Source organism: Algoriphagus aquaeductus (assembly GCF_003253485.1).
Taxonomy (GTDB): Bacteria; Bacteroidota; Bacteroidia; order Cytophagales; family Cyclobacteriaceae; genus Algoriphagus; species Algoriphagus aquaeductus.
In genome coordinates this window covers 358,776-373,713 of the sequence record NZ_QKTX01000003.1, presented here as the reverse complement: position 1 = coordinate 373,713, position 14,938 = coordinate 358,776, and the positions used below count along the sequence as shown (strand labels likewise).

At 41.8% G+C, this 14,938-nt stretch carries 21 protein-coding genes and 2 pseudogenes; 7 read left to right on the top strand and 16 right to left on the bottom strand.

The features are described from left to right. Positions 1-69 precede the first annotated feature (69 nt). The 7 genes from CLV31_RS06085 to CLV31_RS06055 all read right to left on the bottom strand — a co-directional run bounded on the left by CLV31_RS06085 (position 70) and on the right by CLV31_RS06055 (position 3,899). Positions 70-1,065: a type I glyceraldehyde-3-phosphate dehydrogenase gene (locus CLV31_RS06085; RefSeq protein ID WP_070562090.1), complete on the bottom strand. Its 996-nt coding sequence runs from the start codon at positions 1,063-1,065 to the stop codon at positions 70-72. 28 nt (positions 1,066-1,093) lie between these two features. Then, entirely contained in the window at positions 1,094-1,753 is a 660-nt protein-coding gene (msrA, locus tag CLV31_RS06080) for a peptide-methionine (S)-S-oxide reductase MsrA (RefSeq protein ID WP_070562093.1), read from the bottom strand. Continuing rightward, the gene (locus tag CLV31_RS06075) at positions 1,750-1,959 is read right to left on the bottom strand and encodes a hypothetical protein (RefSeq protein WP_070562094.1); all 210 of its coding nucleotides are present in this window, start codon (positions 1,957-1,959) and stop codon (positions 1,750-1,752) included. Before CLV31_RS06075 ends, msrA (CLV31_RS06080) begins: the two co-directional genes overlap by 4 nt. Positions 1,960-1,963: 4 nt before the next feature. Continuing rightward, positions 1,964-2,455: a peptide-methionine (S)-S-oxide reductase MsrA gene (msrA, locus tag CLV31_RS06070; protein ID WP_070562096.1), complete on the bottom strand. Its 492-nt coding sequence runs from the start codon at positions 2,453-2,455 to the stop codon at positions 1,964-1,966. 63 nt (positions 2,456-2,518) lie between these two features. After that, positions 2,519-2,965, bottom strand: a complete 447-nt coding sequence (gene msrB / locus CLV31_RS06065) for a peptide-methionine (R)-S-oxide reductase MsrB (protein WP_070562098.1) — start codon at positions 2,963-2,965, stop codon at positions 2,519-2,521. A gap of 21 nt (positions 2,966-2,986) precedes the next feature. Next, positions 2,987-3,313 carry a thioredoxin gene (gene trxA, locus CLV31_RS06060; protein WP_070562100.1) on the bottom strand — a complete coding sequence of 109 codons (327 nt, stop codon included), beginning with the start codon at positions 3,311-3,313 and terminating at the stop codon, positions 2,987-2,989. 100 nt (positions 3,314-3,413) lie between these two features. Beyond that, positions 3,414-3,899 (bottom strand): peptide-methionine (S)-S-oxide reductase, encoded by a 486-nt coding sequence (locus tag CLV31_RS06055; protein WP_070562102.1) that lies wholly within the window; start codon positions 3,897-3,899, stop codon positions 3,414-3,416. 381 nt (positions 3,900-4,280) lie between these two features. Here CLV31_RS06055 and CLV31_RS06050 point away from each other — a divergent pair. Next, positions 4,281-4,712: pseudogene (locus tag CLV31_RS06050) on the top strand (RteC domain-containing protein); the annotation flags it as partial. A gap of 4 nt (positions 4,713-4,716) precedes the next feature. Here CLV31_RS06050 and CLV31_RS06045 read toward each other — a convergent pair. Continuing rightward, entirely contained in the window at positions 4,717-5,196 is a 480-nt protein-coding gene (locus CLV31_RS06045) for an Arm DNA-binding domain-containing protein (RefSeq protein ID WP_245943332.1), read from the bottom strand. Between the two features lie 328 nt (positions 5,197-5,524). On the opposite strand from CLV31_RS06045, the gene CLV31_RS06040 reads away from it, so the two are divergent. Next, a complete protein-coding gene (locus CLV31_RS06040) occupies positions 5,525-6,418 on the top strand; it encodes a hypothetical protein (RefSeq protein WP_111391985.1) in 894 nt (297 codons plus the stop codon). A gap of 37 nt (positions 6,419-6,455) precedes the next feature. Here CLV31_RS06040 and CLV31_RS06035 read toward each other — a convergent pair whose 3' ends face one another. Further along, positions 6,456-7,442, bottom strand: coding sequence for an aldo/keto reductase (locus CLV31_RS06035; RefSeq protein ID WP_111391984.1), 987 nt, complete (start codon positions 7,440-7,442; stop codon positions 6,456-6,458). 133 nt (positions 7,443-7,575) lie between these two features. Between CLV31_RS06035 and CLV31_RS22170 the strand changes: the two are divergent. From CLV31_RS22170 to CLV31_RS06025, 3 genes and pseudogenes are all read left to right on the top strand, one after another. Then, positions 7,576-7,635, top strand: a pseudogene (locus tag CLV31_RS22170) (twin-arginine translocation signal domain-containing protein); the annotation flags it as partial. 27 nt (positions 7,636-7,662) lie between these two features. Continuing rightward, positions 7,663-7,971: a Dabb family protein gene (locus CLV31_RS06030; RefSeq protein WP_245943336.1), complete on the top strand. Its 309-nt coding sequence runs from the start codon at positions 7,663-7,665 to the stop codon at positions 7,969-7,971. A gap of 52 nt (positions 7,972-8,023) precedes the next feature. After that, entirely contained in the window at positions 8,024-9,343 is a 1,320-nt protein-coding gene (locus CLV31_RS06025; protein ID WP_111391982.1) for a S41 family peptidase, read from the top strand. Between the two features lie 35 nt (positions 9,344-9,378). Here the strand turns inward: CLV31_RS06025 and hisIE are convergent, their stop codons facing one another. From hisIE to CLV31_RS05990, 7 genes are all read right to left on the bottom strand, one after another. Further along, positions 9,379-9,984 (bottom strand): bifunctional phosphoribosyl-AMP cyclohydrolase/phosphoribosyl-ATP diphosphatase HisIE, encoded by a 606-nt coding sequence (gene hisIE, locus CLV31_RS06020; RefSeq protein WP_111392038.1) that lies wholly within the window; start codon positions 9,982-9,984, stop codon positions 9,379-9,381. A gap of 171 nt (positions 9,985-10,155) precedes the next feature. Beyond that, positions 10,156-10,911 (bottom strand): imidazole glycerol phosphate synthase subunit HisF, encoded by a 756-nt coding sequence (gene hisF, locus CLV31_RS06015; RefSeq protein ID WP_111391981.1) that lies wholly within the window; start codon positions 10,909-10,911, stop codon positions 10,156-10,158. 128 nt (positions 10,912-11,039) lie between these two features. Continuing rightward, a complete protein-coding gene (gene hisA / locus CLV31_RS06010) occupies positions 11,040-11,756 on the bottom strand; it encodes a 1-(5-phosphoribosyl)-5-[(5-phosphoribosylamino)methylideneamino]imidazole-4-carboxamide isomerase (protein ID WP_111391980.1) in 717 nt (238 codons plus the stop codon). Between the two features lie 234 nt (positions 11,757-11,990). Continuing rightward, positions 11,991-12,587, bottom strand: a complete 597-nt coding sequence (hisH, locus tag CLV31_RS06005) for an imidazole glycerol phosphate synthase subunit HisH (RefSeq protein ID WP_111391979.1) — start codon at positions 12,585-12,587, stop codon at positions 11,991-11,993. Positions 12,588-12,678: 91 nt separating this feature from the next. Further along, a complete protein-coding gene (locus CLV31_RS06000) occupies positions 12,679-13,464 on the bottom strand; it encodes a phenylalanine 4-monooxygenase (RefSeq protein ID WP_111391978.1) in 786 nt (261 codons plus the stop codon). Positions 13,465-13,769: 305 nt separating this feature from the next. Continuing rightward, complete coding sequence (locus CLV31_RS05995; RefSeq protein ID WP_111391977.1) at positions 13,770-14,024, bottom strand: Txe/YoeB family addiction module toxin; 255 nt, start codon at positions 14,022-14,024, stop codon at positions 13,770-13,772. Beyond that, positions 14,021-14,272 carry a type II toxin-antitoxin system Phd/YefM family antitoxin gene (locus CLV31_RS05990; RefSeq protein WP_111391976.1) on the bottom strand — a complete coding sequence of 84 codons (252 nt, stop codon included), beginning with the start codon at positions 14,270-14,272 and terminating at the stop codon, positions 14,021-14,023. Before CLV31_RS05990 ends, CLV31_RS05995 begins: the two co-directional genes overlap by 4 nt. 138 nt (positions 14,273-14,410) lie before the next feature. Between CLV31_RS05990 and CLV31_RS05985 the strand changes: the two genes are divergently transcribed. Then, a complete protein-coding gene (locus CLV31_RS05985; RefSeq protein ID WP_111391975.1) occupies positions 14,411-14,650 on the top strand; it encodes a ribbon-helix-helix domain-containing protein in 240 nt (79 codons plus the stop codon). Further along, complete coding sequence (locus CLV31_RS05980) at positions 14,643-14,930, top strand: type II toxin-antitoxin system RelE/ParE family toxin (protein WP_111391974.1); 288 nt, start codon at positions 14,643-14,645, stop codon at positions 14,928-14,930. Before CLV31_RS05985 ends, CLV31_RS05980 begins: the two co-directional genes overlap by 8 nt. Positions 14,931-14,938: the final 8 nt, after the last annotated feature.

The window sequence follows — 14,938 nt, the reverse complement described above, 5'->3', positions numbered from 1 at the left end:
CAAAATTCCCCTATCCTTTTCAGAAGGGGAATGCAGTTAATCGACGTAAGCATGTGCGCTTAAATCAGTTTATTCAGGTTGCCATATTGATTGAATCTGTCTGATCATCTGATTGGTAAATCCCCATTCATTGTCATACCAAGCCATTATTTTCACTAGGTCTCCATCAACAACCCTTGTCATTTCTAAATCTACGGTAGAAGCGAAAGCACTTCCTATGATATCAGTTGATACAAGGGGTTCATTTGTTACAGCGATCACTTTTTTATACCGTTCTGTGGTCGCTTCTTCTGACAGAATCTGATTGATTTCCTCAACCGTGGTAGGTCTCTCAGCAATAAAAGTAATATCCGAAATGGAGCCAACAGGGACGGGAACTCTAATGGCAACGCCGTCGAACTTTCCGGCGTACTGAGGTAATACTTTAGTAGTCGCTATGGCTGCTCCCGTAGCAGCCGGTGCCAGATTCAAGCCGGCCGCTCTACCCATGCGTGGCTCTTTTTTCGAAGGCGCATCGACAAGGCTTTGTGAAGCAGTATATCCATGTATGGTATTAAGAATTGCTTTTTTTATACCTAACCTTCTTCCCAAAATTTCTATTACAGGGCTGATGTTATTGGTCGTACAACTTGCACAAGAAAAGACCAATGTCTTATCATCTGTAGTATTTACGCCATAAACAACTGTTGGAGTGTCTTTTGTAGGACCTGAAATTACAGCTGCTTTAGCACCAGCCAGAATATGCCCTTCAGCATCGGCACTGTTGGTAAATATGCCGGTACTTTCAATAACAACGTCTACATTGAGTGCTTTCCATGGTAACTCTAAAATGTTGCGTAGACTGGAATACTTGATTTCTTTATCCCCCACAAATAAGCTGTCTCCTTCAAATTTAACATCTTTAGCATACTTACCATAGTTACTGTCGTATTTAAGCAGATATGCTGCATTTTCTACCGACATCAAATCGTTTATGGCGACGACTTCAAGGTCATCGGTTTCAAAAATCAGTTTTAATGCTGCCCTTCCTATGCGACCAAATCCGTTGATTGCTACTTTTTTCATGATTTTTTATAGTTTTTTGATGATATTATCATTTATTGGTTGCCTTATTAGCTTCCTTCGCCACTTTAAAAAGTGCCGGATTAATATGGCAGTATCCTCCCGGATTCTTATCCAGGTAGTCTTGATGGTAATCCTCGGCTTTATAATATTTCTTTATGGGGGTTACTTCAACTGCTATAGCTCTGATATGTTTTGCCGCCTCTTTATTTATCCGTTGGTTTATAAGTGGTAACTGCTGGCCTGAGGTGTAATAAATGCCCGTACGGTACTGATCACCGATATCATTACCCTGTTTATTTACGCTCGTAGGATCAATAGCAAGGAAATACAAATCAAGTAACAGATTCAAATCCAATTTTTCAGCATCGTATGTAACCTTTACGGTTTCAGCGTAGCCCGTATTTTTCTGTACTACATCCTCATATGTCGGATTGTCGGTACGGCCATTGGCAAAGCCTACTTCGGTAGCGATAACACCATCTACCTGTTTAAAAAAATGCTCTGTTCCCCAGAAACATCCTCCGGCAAAATAGATAACGTCCGTGCTATCGCTATTGCCTGTCATTTCAGTAATGCTTACTTTTTCTTCCAAGCCCTTATTATGCTCGGCTTTGTTACTCATACTGTTGCTACAACCTGTCATGGCGAAGAAGCCGAGTGCGGTCGATAAGAAAACTACTATATTCATATCTTTATTTTTTTATTTTCCATTTCTTCAACAAGCTTTTTGTATACCGACTTTGTAAACCGAATATATTCTTTGGTTAAGGTATCATAGCCAACCCATTGTTGGACATTTTCATAAGGGCATGTAGGTGCGCCTTCCTCCTGTCCAGAGACCAATATATACCGATCGGGATGCAGCTGGTAAATTTCTGCCGTTACTTTGTTCATTGCTTTACAAAAAAGTTCCAAAGCGCTCAAAGTGGCAGGTGTAGCCATTCGGATTTTTGACCAGATAATCTTGATGGTAGTCTTCGGCAGGCCAAAATTTTGTGAACGGCTCCAATGTCGTTACTACCTTTCCAGGCCAGCGTTGCGAATCATCAACTAATTTGATCATTTCCACGGCATCATTTCCTTCTTCATCGTTCTGAATGAATAGTGCCGAGCGGTAACTTTTGCCCCTGTCATTGCCCTGCCTATCTACCGTGCTGGGATCATGTACCCTGAAAAAATAATCCAATAACTCCCTATAAGTTGTCTTGCTTGGATCATAGGTAATTTCAACACCCTCTGCATGGCCGGGATGATACTCGTAGGTGGGATTATCGTTCTGTCCCCCTAAGTACCCGACTTCGGTATTAATTACGCCAGGACGTGCTCTGAAAAGATCTTCCATGCCCCAGAAACATCCACCCGCCAAATATGCTTTTTTCAAATTTTCCATTACTTATAGCTTTTATTTTATTTAAGTTCTTTAAAATTTTTGATCTGAAATGCTTGAGAGATCTCAGCCCTCTACTTTCTTAAGCGCCACGGCATTGATACAGTATCTAAGACCACTTGGTGCAGGACCATCCGGAAAAACATGGCCCAAATGCGCATCACAGACATTGCAGGTCGTTTCCACTCTTATCATACCATAACCACCATCCTTATGGTAGGCAATATTTTCAACAGCTATGGGCTGAGTGAAAGAAGGCCAGCCAGAAGTGCTGTTAAATTTTTCAGTTGCATCAAACAAAGGTGTTCCACAACTGATACATTCATATTTACCCGGTTCAAATAAGCCGCACATATCCGAACTATGTGCTCGCTCAGTACCCTTCCCCCTGGTAACAAAATACGAATCGGGGCTTAACAGTTCTTTCCATTCCTCGTCTGTTTTTTCCACCCTGCGAGTCGGAACAGGATTACCTTTGTTTACGAACTTGATGATATCATTCCAGTTTAACATAACTATTTATTTTGAATGTTACTATTTATTTCCTATTTCCAACGCGGATATCTTCTTTTGAAGTTCATCCTTGGTTCGAAGACCTACTATGGTCTCCACAGCTTTTTGGTTCTTGAAAAAGATCAATGTGGGGATGCTACGCACACCAAAACGCTGGGCAAGTTCCTGTTGATTATCAACATTAACTTTAACTATTTTGACCTTCCCCTCAAAGTCTTTGGACAGGTCATCCAATGTGGGTAATAGCGTCTGGCAAGGACCACACCAGTCGGCGTAAAAATCTACAACTACGCTTGCTTCTTTTTGAATTGTTTCTTCAAATTCCTGTTTACTTTCTATTTTTCTCATAACTAAAAACTTTAATTGTTATCTAACTCCACAAAGTTAATATACGGCAATACCCTTTCTCTTACCGTTATCACCCGATATTTTGGCAATTCTTCCCATCTTAAAAATCATTTCGAATATGATGACCGAATGTTTTGCGTATTGCAGCTAGTTTAGGATTTATATTGGTTTGGCAGAAAGGTTTCTGTTTGTCTTTTTTATAATAATTGAGGAAACGCTCCGAATTCAATCTGAAGTCTGCCAAGGGCAGTGTCTGTGTAATATATTTGGTGTCATTTTCCTTTGACAGTTTATTGATTATTATTTCGATAGTGTCTTTATCATTGGGATCAATATAATACACTGCCGAACGATACTTGTAACGCATACTGTGTGCGCTTGCGCTACTATGCGTCAGCAGATGCACTTCAATTAACACATCCAGTGTGATGCCTTCATTAAAATGGACAATAACGGCTTCTGAAAATGTATCATAGGGGTTCAATGAGGAGATCCAGCCCTGCTCCACAGACTCAACGCCATTTAAAGCCTGAAATATGGCTTCTGTACACCAATGACAGCCTCCACCAAAACCTATTTTTTTCATATTTCTTATTAACAAATTATTATCTGAGCTAGCGTCTTTTATATTAAAAAAAAACTAATCTAGCCTAAAGTGAGTAATAAAGAGTAGTTTACAAGAATGGAAAATACTATAGGTAACGATTTAGTAATGGTGCTCATTGCATTCATTTAATCTTGTTTTCCTTGTAACAACAAAACAAAAATACAAAAAATAGGTCAAGAGATTTTATCTTTTTATACTATTTTTATCTTCCTCATTCAATTTTTTAGGTTCTTTTGGGCCAGAAAAAATTCCCCAAGTTCCACCCAACTTGGGGGTTTTATTCATTTGTAATTATAAATTTTGTGATTTAACTGGGGAATTCTTATTGAAACTTAGGTAATCCTCACAAAATTATTAATTATGGAATATACTTTACAGAACATTATTTTAGAAATCCACAATAAGGAGGATAAAATTTCATTAGAAAGTAAAAGGATTATTGATGAGGCTTTTGAGATGACTCAATATTTGCAAGATCACTTATTTTCTGTTAAGAAACATATACTGGAAGAAGGATTTGAGAATGACACTGAAGAGATAAATTTCTTTCGTACCATAAAACCTCAAATACTTGGAAAATTGATCTATTACAACAAGATCTATCGTATAGAAACCACTTGCCCGGTTGATACTGGTAAAATGTATTATAACTATTTCACTATGCAGTTAGCACATCTGAAACGAGAATACAGTGAGCATGTTTGTAATTCGGATTTTTACCGATATTACCGTTCTGGACGAACGGATCGTGATCAAATCTATTTTAAAAGAGGAAATATAAATTATCACGATGGGCTTAACAGCATTGTATTTGAAATTGATCCATCATTCTCCACCTTTTTCGATTACATTTGTATTTGTAGTATGTACTGTTGGCTCGTTCTCCTTTTGCCACCATTTTTCCAAAGTCCTCATTGTTCTTTTTAAATACTTTCAGCAAGGAATCTTCCATAACACCAACACCGAGAAATTCAAGTTTTAGTTTTTGTGCTGTCACAAATCCCTCGTGTTTTAGCATATCTTCATAAATAGTGTCAATACGTCCCCGTATGTTATCCAATTTTTGATTAATACTCAATGCTTTGGCACTCTTGCCTTCAACTCTTCCATGCTTTAAATCCCAATTATTAGGGTTGATTTCTAACTTTGTTCCTAAAGTTTTAGCTATTCCATCAATGGTAATACGTGCCATAACAGGGGCGTTACCGTTCTTTTTTGGCTCATTCTTTTTCAGGTAGAAAAGTAGTTTGAACGTGGATTTTTTTGTCTGCTCCATAACTCAAATGTTTAATGTTAAAATTAAATTATATTGAGTTACAAGGGAATATGAAAAAGAACGCAAAACACTGAAATATAGATAGTTAGTTTATAGATTGCCTTTGTCAATCGGTAACGAATTAGTAACCTAACTTTGTGCTTTCACGACTAAAACCTATCAGACACCGAGTTCCAAACTAAGACTACTGTTTCATAAAGCATTGTATATAAACGGTTTTAATCGTTTTGCTTACTTTTGCTTTTTATTAATCTTTTTATTGCAAAAATGGAAAAACACGGAACCCAAAGCAAATTCTCCCGTCCATTAATAGCAAACCCTTATAAGCATGATTAAAAAATCAATCCTTTCCCTCGCCATTTTAGCCAATTTTTCAAGTGCTTTTGGACAAAAACAACCTGATGTACTTTTCCTCCTAGATGGGCAAAAAGAAGTCTCCATCAAAGAAGTCGGGCTAAACAGCATCAAGTACTCTTATCCAAATGAGGAAACGGTCTACACCATCAGCAAGCACCAAGTCACCAAAATTGTCTTTTCATCAGGACGAGAGGAGGTTTTCGAAAGCCCAATCAAAGAAGTGAATGGCTTGGATGATTTTGAAAAGGTATTCATCACTTACAATCCAGAGGACATCGCGGGACTAGAGCCAACTGGAGAATTGTTTAGCAAAGCCACGGGAGTGACGACACTTTCCAGCATCAATGAAGTGAAAAATAGAGCCTTGGACAAATTGAAAGCCGAAGCAGCCATGATCGGGGCAAATGTGGTGTACATTGGGGATGTCTACCAGCGCGGCAACCGATTCGGTAGTCAAAACCAAGCAGGATCTTCTACCCAAACGACATTCAATGGCACCGGCTATTCCACCAAAAAGGTTAACGCTAGTAAAGTAAAAGAGCTGGTGAATACCCGATCTTTCCATCATTACCAGACACACAGACTAAACCGCAACGCTTGGTCTCCAGAGCGAACCATTGCCACAACCTATGGCGAAGACAGAAAACCAATCATGTTCAGAATTACAGAAGTATTGGAAAAAGAGGGCGAAATCTATGTCAAAACCAAAGACCTACCTACCAAAGCCAGAGAGCTAAAAGTAATCCATGCCGATGAAGAATCGTTGATTTTGATGGAGCGAAACGAAAAAATCACCACCAATTACTTCTTGATTTCTGACCAGAACCCTTATTTCAAAAACTTAGCTTCCCGAATAGTTCTTTAAAACAGCGGGGCCGGAAAATATCTCCGGCCCCGTTGTTTTACCACTGAGGGTGAATTTCTTGTTTGATATACTTTTCATAAATCCTTACCGCCTCTTGCATCTGATGCGGACTCAAAGGAGGCAATTGAGATGCTCGGATATTTTTTTCCACTTGATCCACAGAAGAGGCTCCGGGAATTACTGTCCCTACTTGTTTAAACATCAAAATCCATCTCAGAGCTTGAGCAGCCAAGTTGTGATCATCCGCAAAGTATCCCTTTAATTCTTCCAAAGCAGGAAAGGCATTTTCCAAAGGAACCCCTGAAAAGGTCTCCCCTTTGTCAAAGGCTTTACCTTCACGATTGAAGAAGCGATGATCATCCTTTTGAAAGATAGTCGATGGAGTAATTTTCCCTGATAATAGCCCGCTTGCCAAAGGGACACGGATAATCAAACCTACATTCTTTGCTTCGGCAAGTGGAAATAGCTGTTCAATTGGCTTTTGCCTGAATAAATTGAAGATCACCTGAACCGTAGAAACCACTTCATACTCCATCGCCCCAATCGCTTCATCGATCCGCTCCACACTTACCCCCATTTCGGCAATTTTCCCCTCCTTTTTCAAATCCTCAAAAAGTGAAAAAATCTCATCTCGCTTATAAACTTCCGATGGTGGACAGTGCAACTGAATCAGGTCTATTTGCCCCAAGCCCAAATTACTTAGGCTGTCTTCAACGTGTTTTCGAAGTCTTTCAGGAGTGTAGCCTTCATTAAGATGTGGCTGAATCCGTCGGCCGCATTTGGTGGCGACGTAGACTTTATTTTTACTTTGTCGAACTGCTCTACCTACAGAAGCTTCGCTAAGACCACCATCGTAGACATCTGCTGTATCCACAAAATTGATCCCTTGGTCCAAAGCAGAATTCAAAATCAATTCAGCTTTCTTCAAGTCGAAAGGCTTTCCCCAACCTCCACCTACTTGCCAAGTCCCCAAACCAATCTCAGAAACTTGCCAACCGGTTTTTCCCAAAGTCCTGTATTTCATGAAATTTCACTTTTAACGATCAACATTCCCACCTTGTCTACTCCAATCCTTCATTCGAAAAGCAATTTATATCTTTATCTTTATCCACCTTTAAAGGGGAATTACCAACCATCAAAAAGCTTCCGAAAGAGGAATGAAATCACGTCGATCTTTTATAAAAACCCTCACCGCAGCAGGCGCTGCGAGTGTTTTACCCATTCACACCCTAACCTCAAACACTATGTCAGCTCAAAAAATGATTCATCAAGTTTACTTTTGGTTACACAAGGATTCTGATCTCAAAGAATTTATGACAGATGCTGCCCCTATGCTTGGACGCTGCAAGGATGTGGCTCAGTTTATCATGGGAACTCCTGCCCCTACCGAAAAAAGAGAAGTGGTAGACCATAGTTTCCATGTTTCCTGCACCATGTTTTTTGATTCTTTAGAGGCTCAGGCTGCCTATCAGTCTGACCCGCTTCACCTCGAATTCATCGCCAAATATTCCCATATGTGGAAGACGGTGAAAGTCTACGATATCGCCATTTAAGAAAACAAATCCCCCATCTTAATCCGTTTAGGAAGAGAAATAAAATAGGATTATGAAAAAGCTCAAGTGGATTATTGGAATAGTGTGGATAGCATTTGTAGCATGTGATCCCAAAGAAGATCCCACCCCTACCCAAAACGGATCTGATGTCAAAAAAGCGATCGTAGATACCATGCGGGAGTGGTATTTCTGGAATACCAGAATACCTGCTACTGTGGACCTGACCAAGTTCTTATCCAACGAGGAATTGCTGGACGGGATTATCTTCAAACCGCTTGACCGCTTCTCTTACCTGACTACTCAGGAAGCCTTCAATAATTCCTTTGTAGGAAGAAATGCAGGACACGGGTTTGGATTTGCATTTACCTCAGATGAAAGATTGTTCGTTTCCTTTGTTTTTGACGAAGCTCCTGCTGGAAAAGACGGTTGGAAACGTGGATGGGAAATCACCCAAATCAATGGAAAACCTATCTCTGAGTACAAACTGGCCTCTGGCGGATATGATTTCAAGCTCGGAGGACCAGATCCTGGTATAAGCAATTCCTTTACCTTCAGACTACCTGACGGAACCACCACTACCCGAACCAATATAAAAGCCGAGTACCAATCGAATTCGGTATTGGATCAAAGGATTTTTGAGGCAGGCGGAAAAAAAGTGGGATATTGGGCTTATCAAAGCTTCCGTGCTACAGCAGGACTCAACCCTATTAGAAGTTCTGAAGTGCAAAGTTCAATGGAATTCTTCCAAAGTCAGGGAATTCAAGAATTGATCATTGACCTGAGGTACAATGGGGGTGGATCGGTAGATGTCTGCACACAGATCAGCAATTACCTGATTCAAACTGCAAACTCAGGCAGATTGATGTACACCAATAAACTGAATGACCTGAAATCGGCAAGCAACGCTTCTGTAAACTTCAGCAAAATTGGAAATCTCAATTTGACTAGGGTAATCTTTATTACCTCCAGAAGCTCTGCTTCGGCGTCTGAATTGGTCATCAACAATTTGACTCCATACATGCAAGTCGTGATAGTAGGTGACAATACCTTTGGAAAACCAGTTGGTTCATTTCCTCTATCGAGATATAGCAGAACCCTCCTAGACAACAACGTGGAGCTTGTTCCGATTACTTTTGCCACAGCAAATGCACAGGGAAAAGCAGAATATTTTGATGGATTCCCTGCTGATTTTAGAGTTGGTGACAGTCCACAGTTCCCTTGGGGAGATCCTAGAGACCTAAGGCTAGCCGCAGCCCTCCAATACATACAGACAGGAAATGTGAGCGGTAGAATGGCAGATACCTATTACAAACCTAAATGGGAAATCATCGATGCCTTCAAAGGCTTGCAGCAAGAATTCCCCGCTTTCTAAAACCAAAAGCCCGGACAATTGACCGGGCTTTTGGTTTATTTTTTATGCCGTTGGATCAGCACCTCCATCACCTCATCCAGCTCATACCCTTTAGCTTCGAGAAGAACGAGGTAGTGAAAAAGCAGATCGGCTGCCTCGCCTAAAAATAGCTCCTTGTTATTGTCTTTCGCTTCAATCACGATTTCCACAGCTTCCTCTCCTACTTTTTGAGCGATTTTATTGATGCCTTTGGCAAAAAGAGATGCCGTGTAGGATTTGTCAGAAGGATTGTTTTTTCGGTCTTTGATGATGGCTCGTAGCTGATCAATAAAGCCCGTTTTCGAAGCATTTTCCTCGCCCCAACAAGTATCAGTTCCGGTGTGGCATACGGGACCTTTGGGATTGGCTTTGACTAAAATCGAATCTCCGTCACAATCCACTGAAATGGATACCAACTCCATAAAATTGCCTGAAGTCTCGCCTTTGGTCCAAAGACGGTCTTTGCTACGGGAGAAAAAAGTCACCATTCCCGTCTCCTGCGTTTTGGCCATTGCTTCCTCGTTCATAAAGCCCTGCATCAGGACTTTTCCAGTCACGGCATCTTGCACAATGGCAGGGATGAGGCCGTTCATTTTCGTGAAATCGATATTCATGTTTTCTATTTCTTTGAAATACAATAAGATAGCTGCGCAGATATTTTAAAAGATAAGGCTAAAGCTGAGATATGTAATTCGCTGTTTAGCAGCCATCTCGCTTTGCACATCTTAATTCATTATCTCGCAAAGCATATCTTCATTTTTATCTCGCAGGGCATTTCTATAATTCATTCTCAATTATTTCCTAATACTAATCCCCTCTCCAATCAAATATTCCTTCAACTCCGGAATTCCGATTTCCTTGAAGTGGAAAATACTCGCTGCCAAGGCTGCATCCGCTTTGCCAAAGGTAAACACATCCTTGAAATGCGGCATATTTCCTGCTCCTCCCGAAGCAATCACGGGAATGGACAAAGCTGATGAAATCTCCGCTGTGAGTTCATTGGCAAAACCCGCCTTGGTCCCATCATGATCCATAGACGTAAGTAAAATCTCTCCCGCACCCCGATCGGCAACTTCCTGGGCCCAAGCTTGGGTTCTGAGCAAAGTGGCTTTTCTTCCCCCATGCGTATGGACAAAATCAATCCCGTCCACATTCCGGGTATCGATGGCCACCACCACACACTGCGAACCAAATTCTCTGGCCATTTCGTCAATCACTCCGGGATTCTTCACTGCTGCGGAGTTGATGGAAATCTTATCCGCTCCAGCTGCCAAAAGCACCTTCACGTCCTCCACGGTGGAAATTCCTCCTCCTACGGTAAATGGAATATTGATCGCCTTGGCCACTTTGGTCACCAATTCTGCAAGGGTTTTTCGCTTATCGACTGTTGCTGTGATGTCCAAAAAGACGAGTTCGTCCGCCCCTTCATCTGAGTAGATTTTGGCCAACTCGACCGGGTCGCCGGCATCCCGAAGCTGGACAAAATTGACTCCCTTGACCGTGCGGCCGTCTTTGATATCGAGGCAGGGGATGATTCGTTTGGTTAGCATAAAATGGAAATACTGTTGAAATAAATCCCGATAAATCGGGAAGAAATAAATAGAAATAGTTTAGTCATAATGTTGGAGTAAATATTTCGCGAAGCGTATTTCAACGGATCTCGCGCAGCATATTTCAATCATCCAAAACTTGCTAACTCCTCTAACGTCACTCTTCCCTCATAATACGCTTTGCCTACAATCGCTCCGTAAACCCCGACTTTCTCGAGTTCTTCGAGGTCTTTGACGGAAGACACTCCTCCACTGGCGATGAGCTTCAACTCGGGAATTTCCTGCAAAATCTCACGGTACAAGTCCACCGATGGGCCTTGAAGCAAGCCATCTTTGGCCACATCGGTGCAAATCACATAGCGGATTCCTTTGTCGAAATAGCTTTGGATAAAAGGAATCAATTCCACGGATGTGGTCTCTTCCCAACCTCCCACAGCGATTTTCTTGTTTTTTGCATCTGCACCGAGGATAATTTTCTCCGATCCGTACTTGGTAATCCACTCGTCGAAAAGAGTTGGATTTTTCACCGCAATACTTCCTCCTGTCACTTGCTTGGCTCCGAGTGCAAAGGCTTTTTCGATCTCCTCATCCGACTGAATACCTCCACCAAAATCTACTTGAAGATTCGTGCCGGCACAAATTCGCTCCAAAACATCACCGTTGATGATTTTTTTGGCTTTGGCACCATCCAAATCCACTAAATGCAAGCGAGTAATCCCTGCGCCTTCAAAGCGCTTCGCCATTTCGAGCGGATCGTCGTGGTATTCTTTCTTGCTGCTGTAATCGCCCTGACTGAGGCGAACGCACTTGCCTCCGATGAGGTCGATGGCGGGAATGATATACATAGTAAGACTTTAGATGCAAGACCTAAGACACAAGACTTGCGGGATTTAAGGTTTGAGGTTCTATTAGGCCAACTCCCCCTTTCAAAGGGGGCTGGGGGGATAATTTACGATCTCCGAATGACGATTTACGACCTTTTCTGAACTTCAATCATGCCACCCAAAATTTAAACTTTGAGAATTTCACCTGAAGTTCCTCAACATGTCGTAAATCAAAAATCGTATATCGTAAATCCTTTAAATGTTTAAGAAGTTAGCTAGCAATTTCTCCCCTACCGTGCTGCTTTTCTCCGGGTGAGCTTGAATCGCCCAGTAATTATCCCGGTGAAGAATGGCGGTAAAGTCATGAATGTAATGCGTCGTGGCAATTGTAGCTTCGCTCAACTCAGCGTAGTAGCTGTGCACGTAGTACAGGAACTTCGAATCGGGAAGGTCCTTCAGCAACACGTTATCGGCTAAATTTTCGAGTTCGTTCCAGCCCACATGAGGCACTTTGAATTCCTGTGAATTCTCCGGAATAAAGCGCTTCACTTTCACTGGAAAGATCCCCAAGCACTCGGTGTCATTTTCCTCGGAGTGGGCACAAAGCAACTGCAATCCCAAGCAAACCCCCAAAAAGGGCTGTTTTATATCCTTGATTACTTGGTCAAGTTGGCGGGCTTTGAGGTAAGTCATGGCCGAACTTGCCTCTCCCTGACCGGGAAAGATGACCTTGTCGGCCGCGTGAATTTCCTCAGGATCATCCGTCAATACCGCATCTACCCCCAATCGCTCCAAGGCATAGAGGACCGATTGAACATTGCCCGCGTTGTATTTGATTACTGCTATTTTCATTTGTTGAAGTCCGGTGTCCGATGTCCGGTGTCCGATGAATTACATCCGACATCGGTCATCCGACATCCAACCGTTTTCTTGTGTCTTGTATCTAGCTTCTTGCTTCTTTCTCAGCCAGCATCTCCTCCAACACTTCCTCAATATCAGGAAGGGAATTGAAAAGCTGTTCGTAGCTGTCGATCACCCAGTATTTATCCTGAAAGCGATCTTTCCAGTACTCGGTACTCATGATGTGGCGCACATCGTAGGGGAAATGCTTGGGTTCGTCAGAAAGTGAAAACTTCGTCTCTCCTGCCGAACTCAAAATCCCAGCGCCGTACACTTTTAACTCTCCCTCTTCCCGAATCAATCCAAACTCAATCGTAAACCAATAAATCCGGCTCAGCAACTGGATCGCCCAAGGATCCTGAATGTGCTTCAGCGCAATTCCGCTGAGCTTTTCCAGAAAATCCACATAGTGCTGATTGGTCAGCAAAGGCATGTGGGCAAAGGCATCGTGAAACATGTCCGGCTCCTCGAGGTAGTCTAGCTGTTCCATTTTGCGAAGCCAAGTCGACGATGGAAAACGCTTGTTGTTCAGCAAGCCGAAGAACAAATCGTCATCGATCAGCCCTGGAACTACCTGAACTGCCCATCCGGTGGTTTTCAAAAGGATCTCGTTTAGCTCCTCAAAATTGCCAATGCGATCCGCAGTAAAATTCACGGTCTTCACCCCTTCCAAATAGGCCTTGGAGGCTGCCTTGGGTAGGTTGGGCATCTGCCTTTCGAAGAGAATCTTCCATACTTTAAAATCTTCCTCGGTGTATGCAGCGTAATCCTGCCTCATTTCTTTCAGTCTCGGGTCGGAAAAGACCCAGTCTTTGGCTTGGTTACTCATTTTCTATTTGGGTTTATAACAGTACTTTTTACTTCTAAAACCAGAAAAGGCCTAAACCGGTTACGGAATAGGCCTTTTTATATCTTCAGCAAAAACCAAAGTCATTCCTATCCCTCATTGGAGGAAGTGATAAGAATGATGCACGTAGGTTCTTGGAGTTGGATTCATGCTTCGAATTTAATCAGGGTTTTGGCTTGGTACAAAAGTTTTTTACAGAAGGTCGAAAGTTTTCCTCTTTGCGAAAATCTCTCTGATCCAAGCCACTAGTCCCGCACTTTGAGTAAAGTCCAATATTTTTTTGGGTTTCAATAGTGGTATCGACAGGCAATGATCAACAATTCGGAATTTTGAAAGGAATAAACCAGTCGGTGTTCTCCATCAATCCTTCTTGACCAAAAGCCTTGTAGGTCATGTTTTAACGGCTCTGGATTGCCGATTCCTTTAAATGGATCACGAATGATCGCCTTGACCAGTTCGTTGATGCGCTTGAGTTTCTGCTTGTCGATCGTCTGCCAGTACAGGTAATCCTCCCAAGCTGTGAGGGTCCAGGCGATCCTCATTCCTCAATCAAAGGCTTTTCAACCACTTTCCCAGCTTTCGCTTCCTCCAGTGATTTCATCAAAACCTCACGGTTTTTTCCGGAGAGCAAATAGCTGGTTTCCTTGAGCGCATTGTACTCCTCTAACGAAATCAAGACCAAATCCCTGTTGTCCTTTCGCTTGATAATGACCTCTTCCATATCATCCACTACCAAATCAAACCATTTCTTCAAATTGACTCTCAGGTCCGTGTAATTCACCACTTTCATCGCTGCAGAATTTTATCAAATGTACCTTTTTCCGTACGTAATCAAAAACCTACTGGTTCTGGATTATTTCCTAAGAAGGTTAGAAACAGCTTGATGGTGATTCGTTTTTGGTGTAATATTACATCAAATCAATTAAATATGGCACGACAAAGCATATCCCTTACCCCTCCAAATGACGAGTGGCTAAAATCCCAAGTGGATAATCAGGAATATTCAAGCAAAAGTGAATTGATCAATGATCTGATCAGGCAAGCAAGGAAACAGCAGGCTGAAATAGATTGGCTAAGAGCAAAAATTGAAAAAGCCGAAAAAGGTGGATTTACCTCCGATACCAAAGAGCAGATTTTGGCTGAAGCAAAAGCTTTGGTAAATGGCTAATTATAGATTAAGCGAGGAAGCTAAGGCGGACTTGATCCGAATTTACCAATTTGGAGTAAAAAGGTTCGGAATGAGTCAGGCTGACCGGTATTTCGATAATTTTTTCAACTGCTTTGATATGATTGCAGAAAGGCCTTTCTCATTTGAATCTGTAGATCACATCAAAACAGGATATAGACGCTGCGTCTGCGGGTCTGACAGTATTTACTTTCGATTAAATGAGGAAACGGTCGAAATTATGGCGATTGTAGGAAGACAGGACTTATCTAAAATCCTTTGATTTTAAGC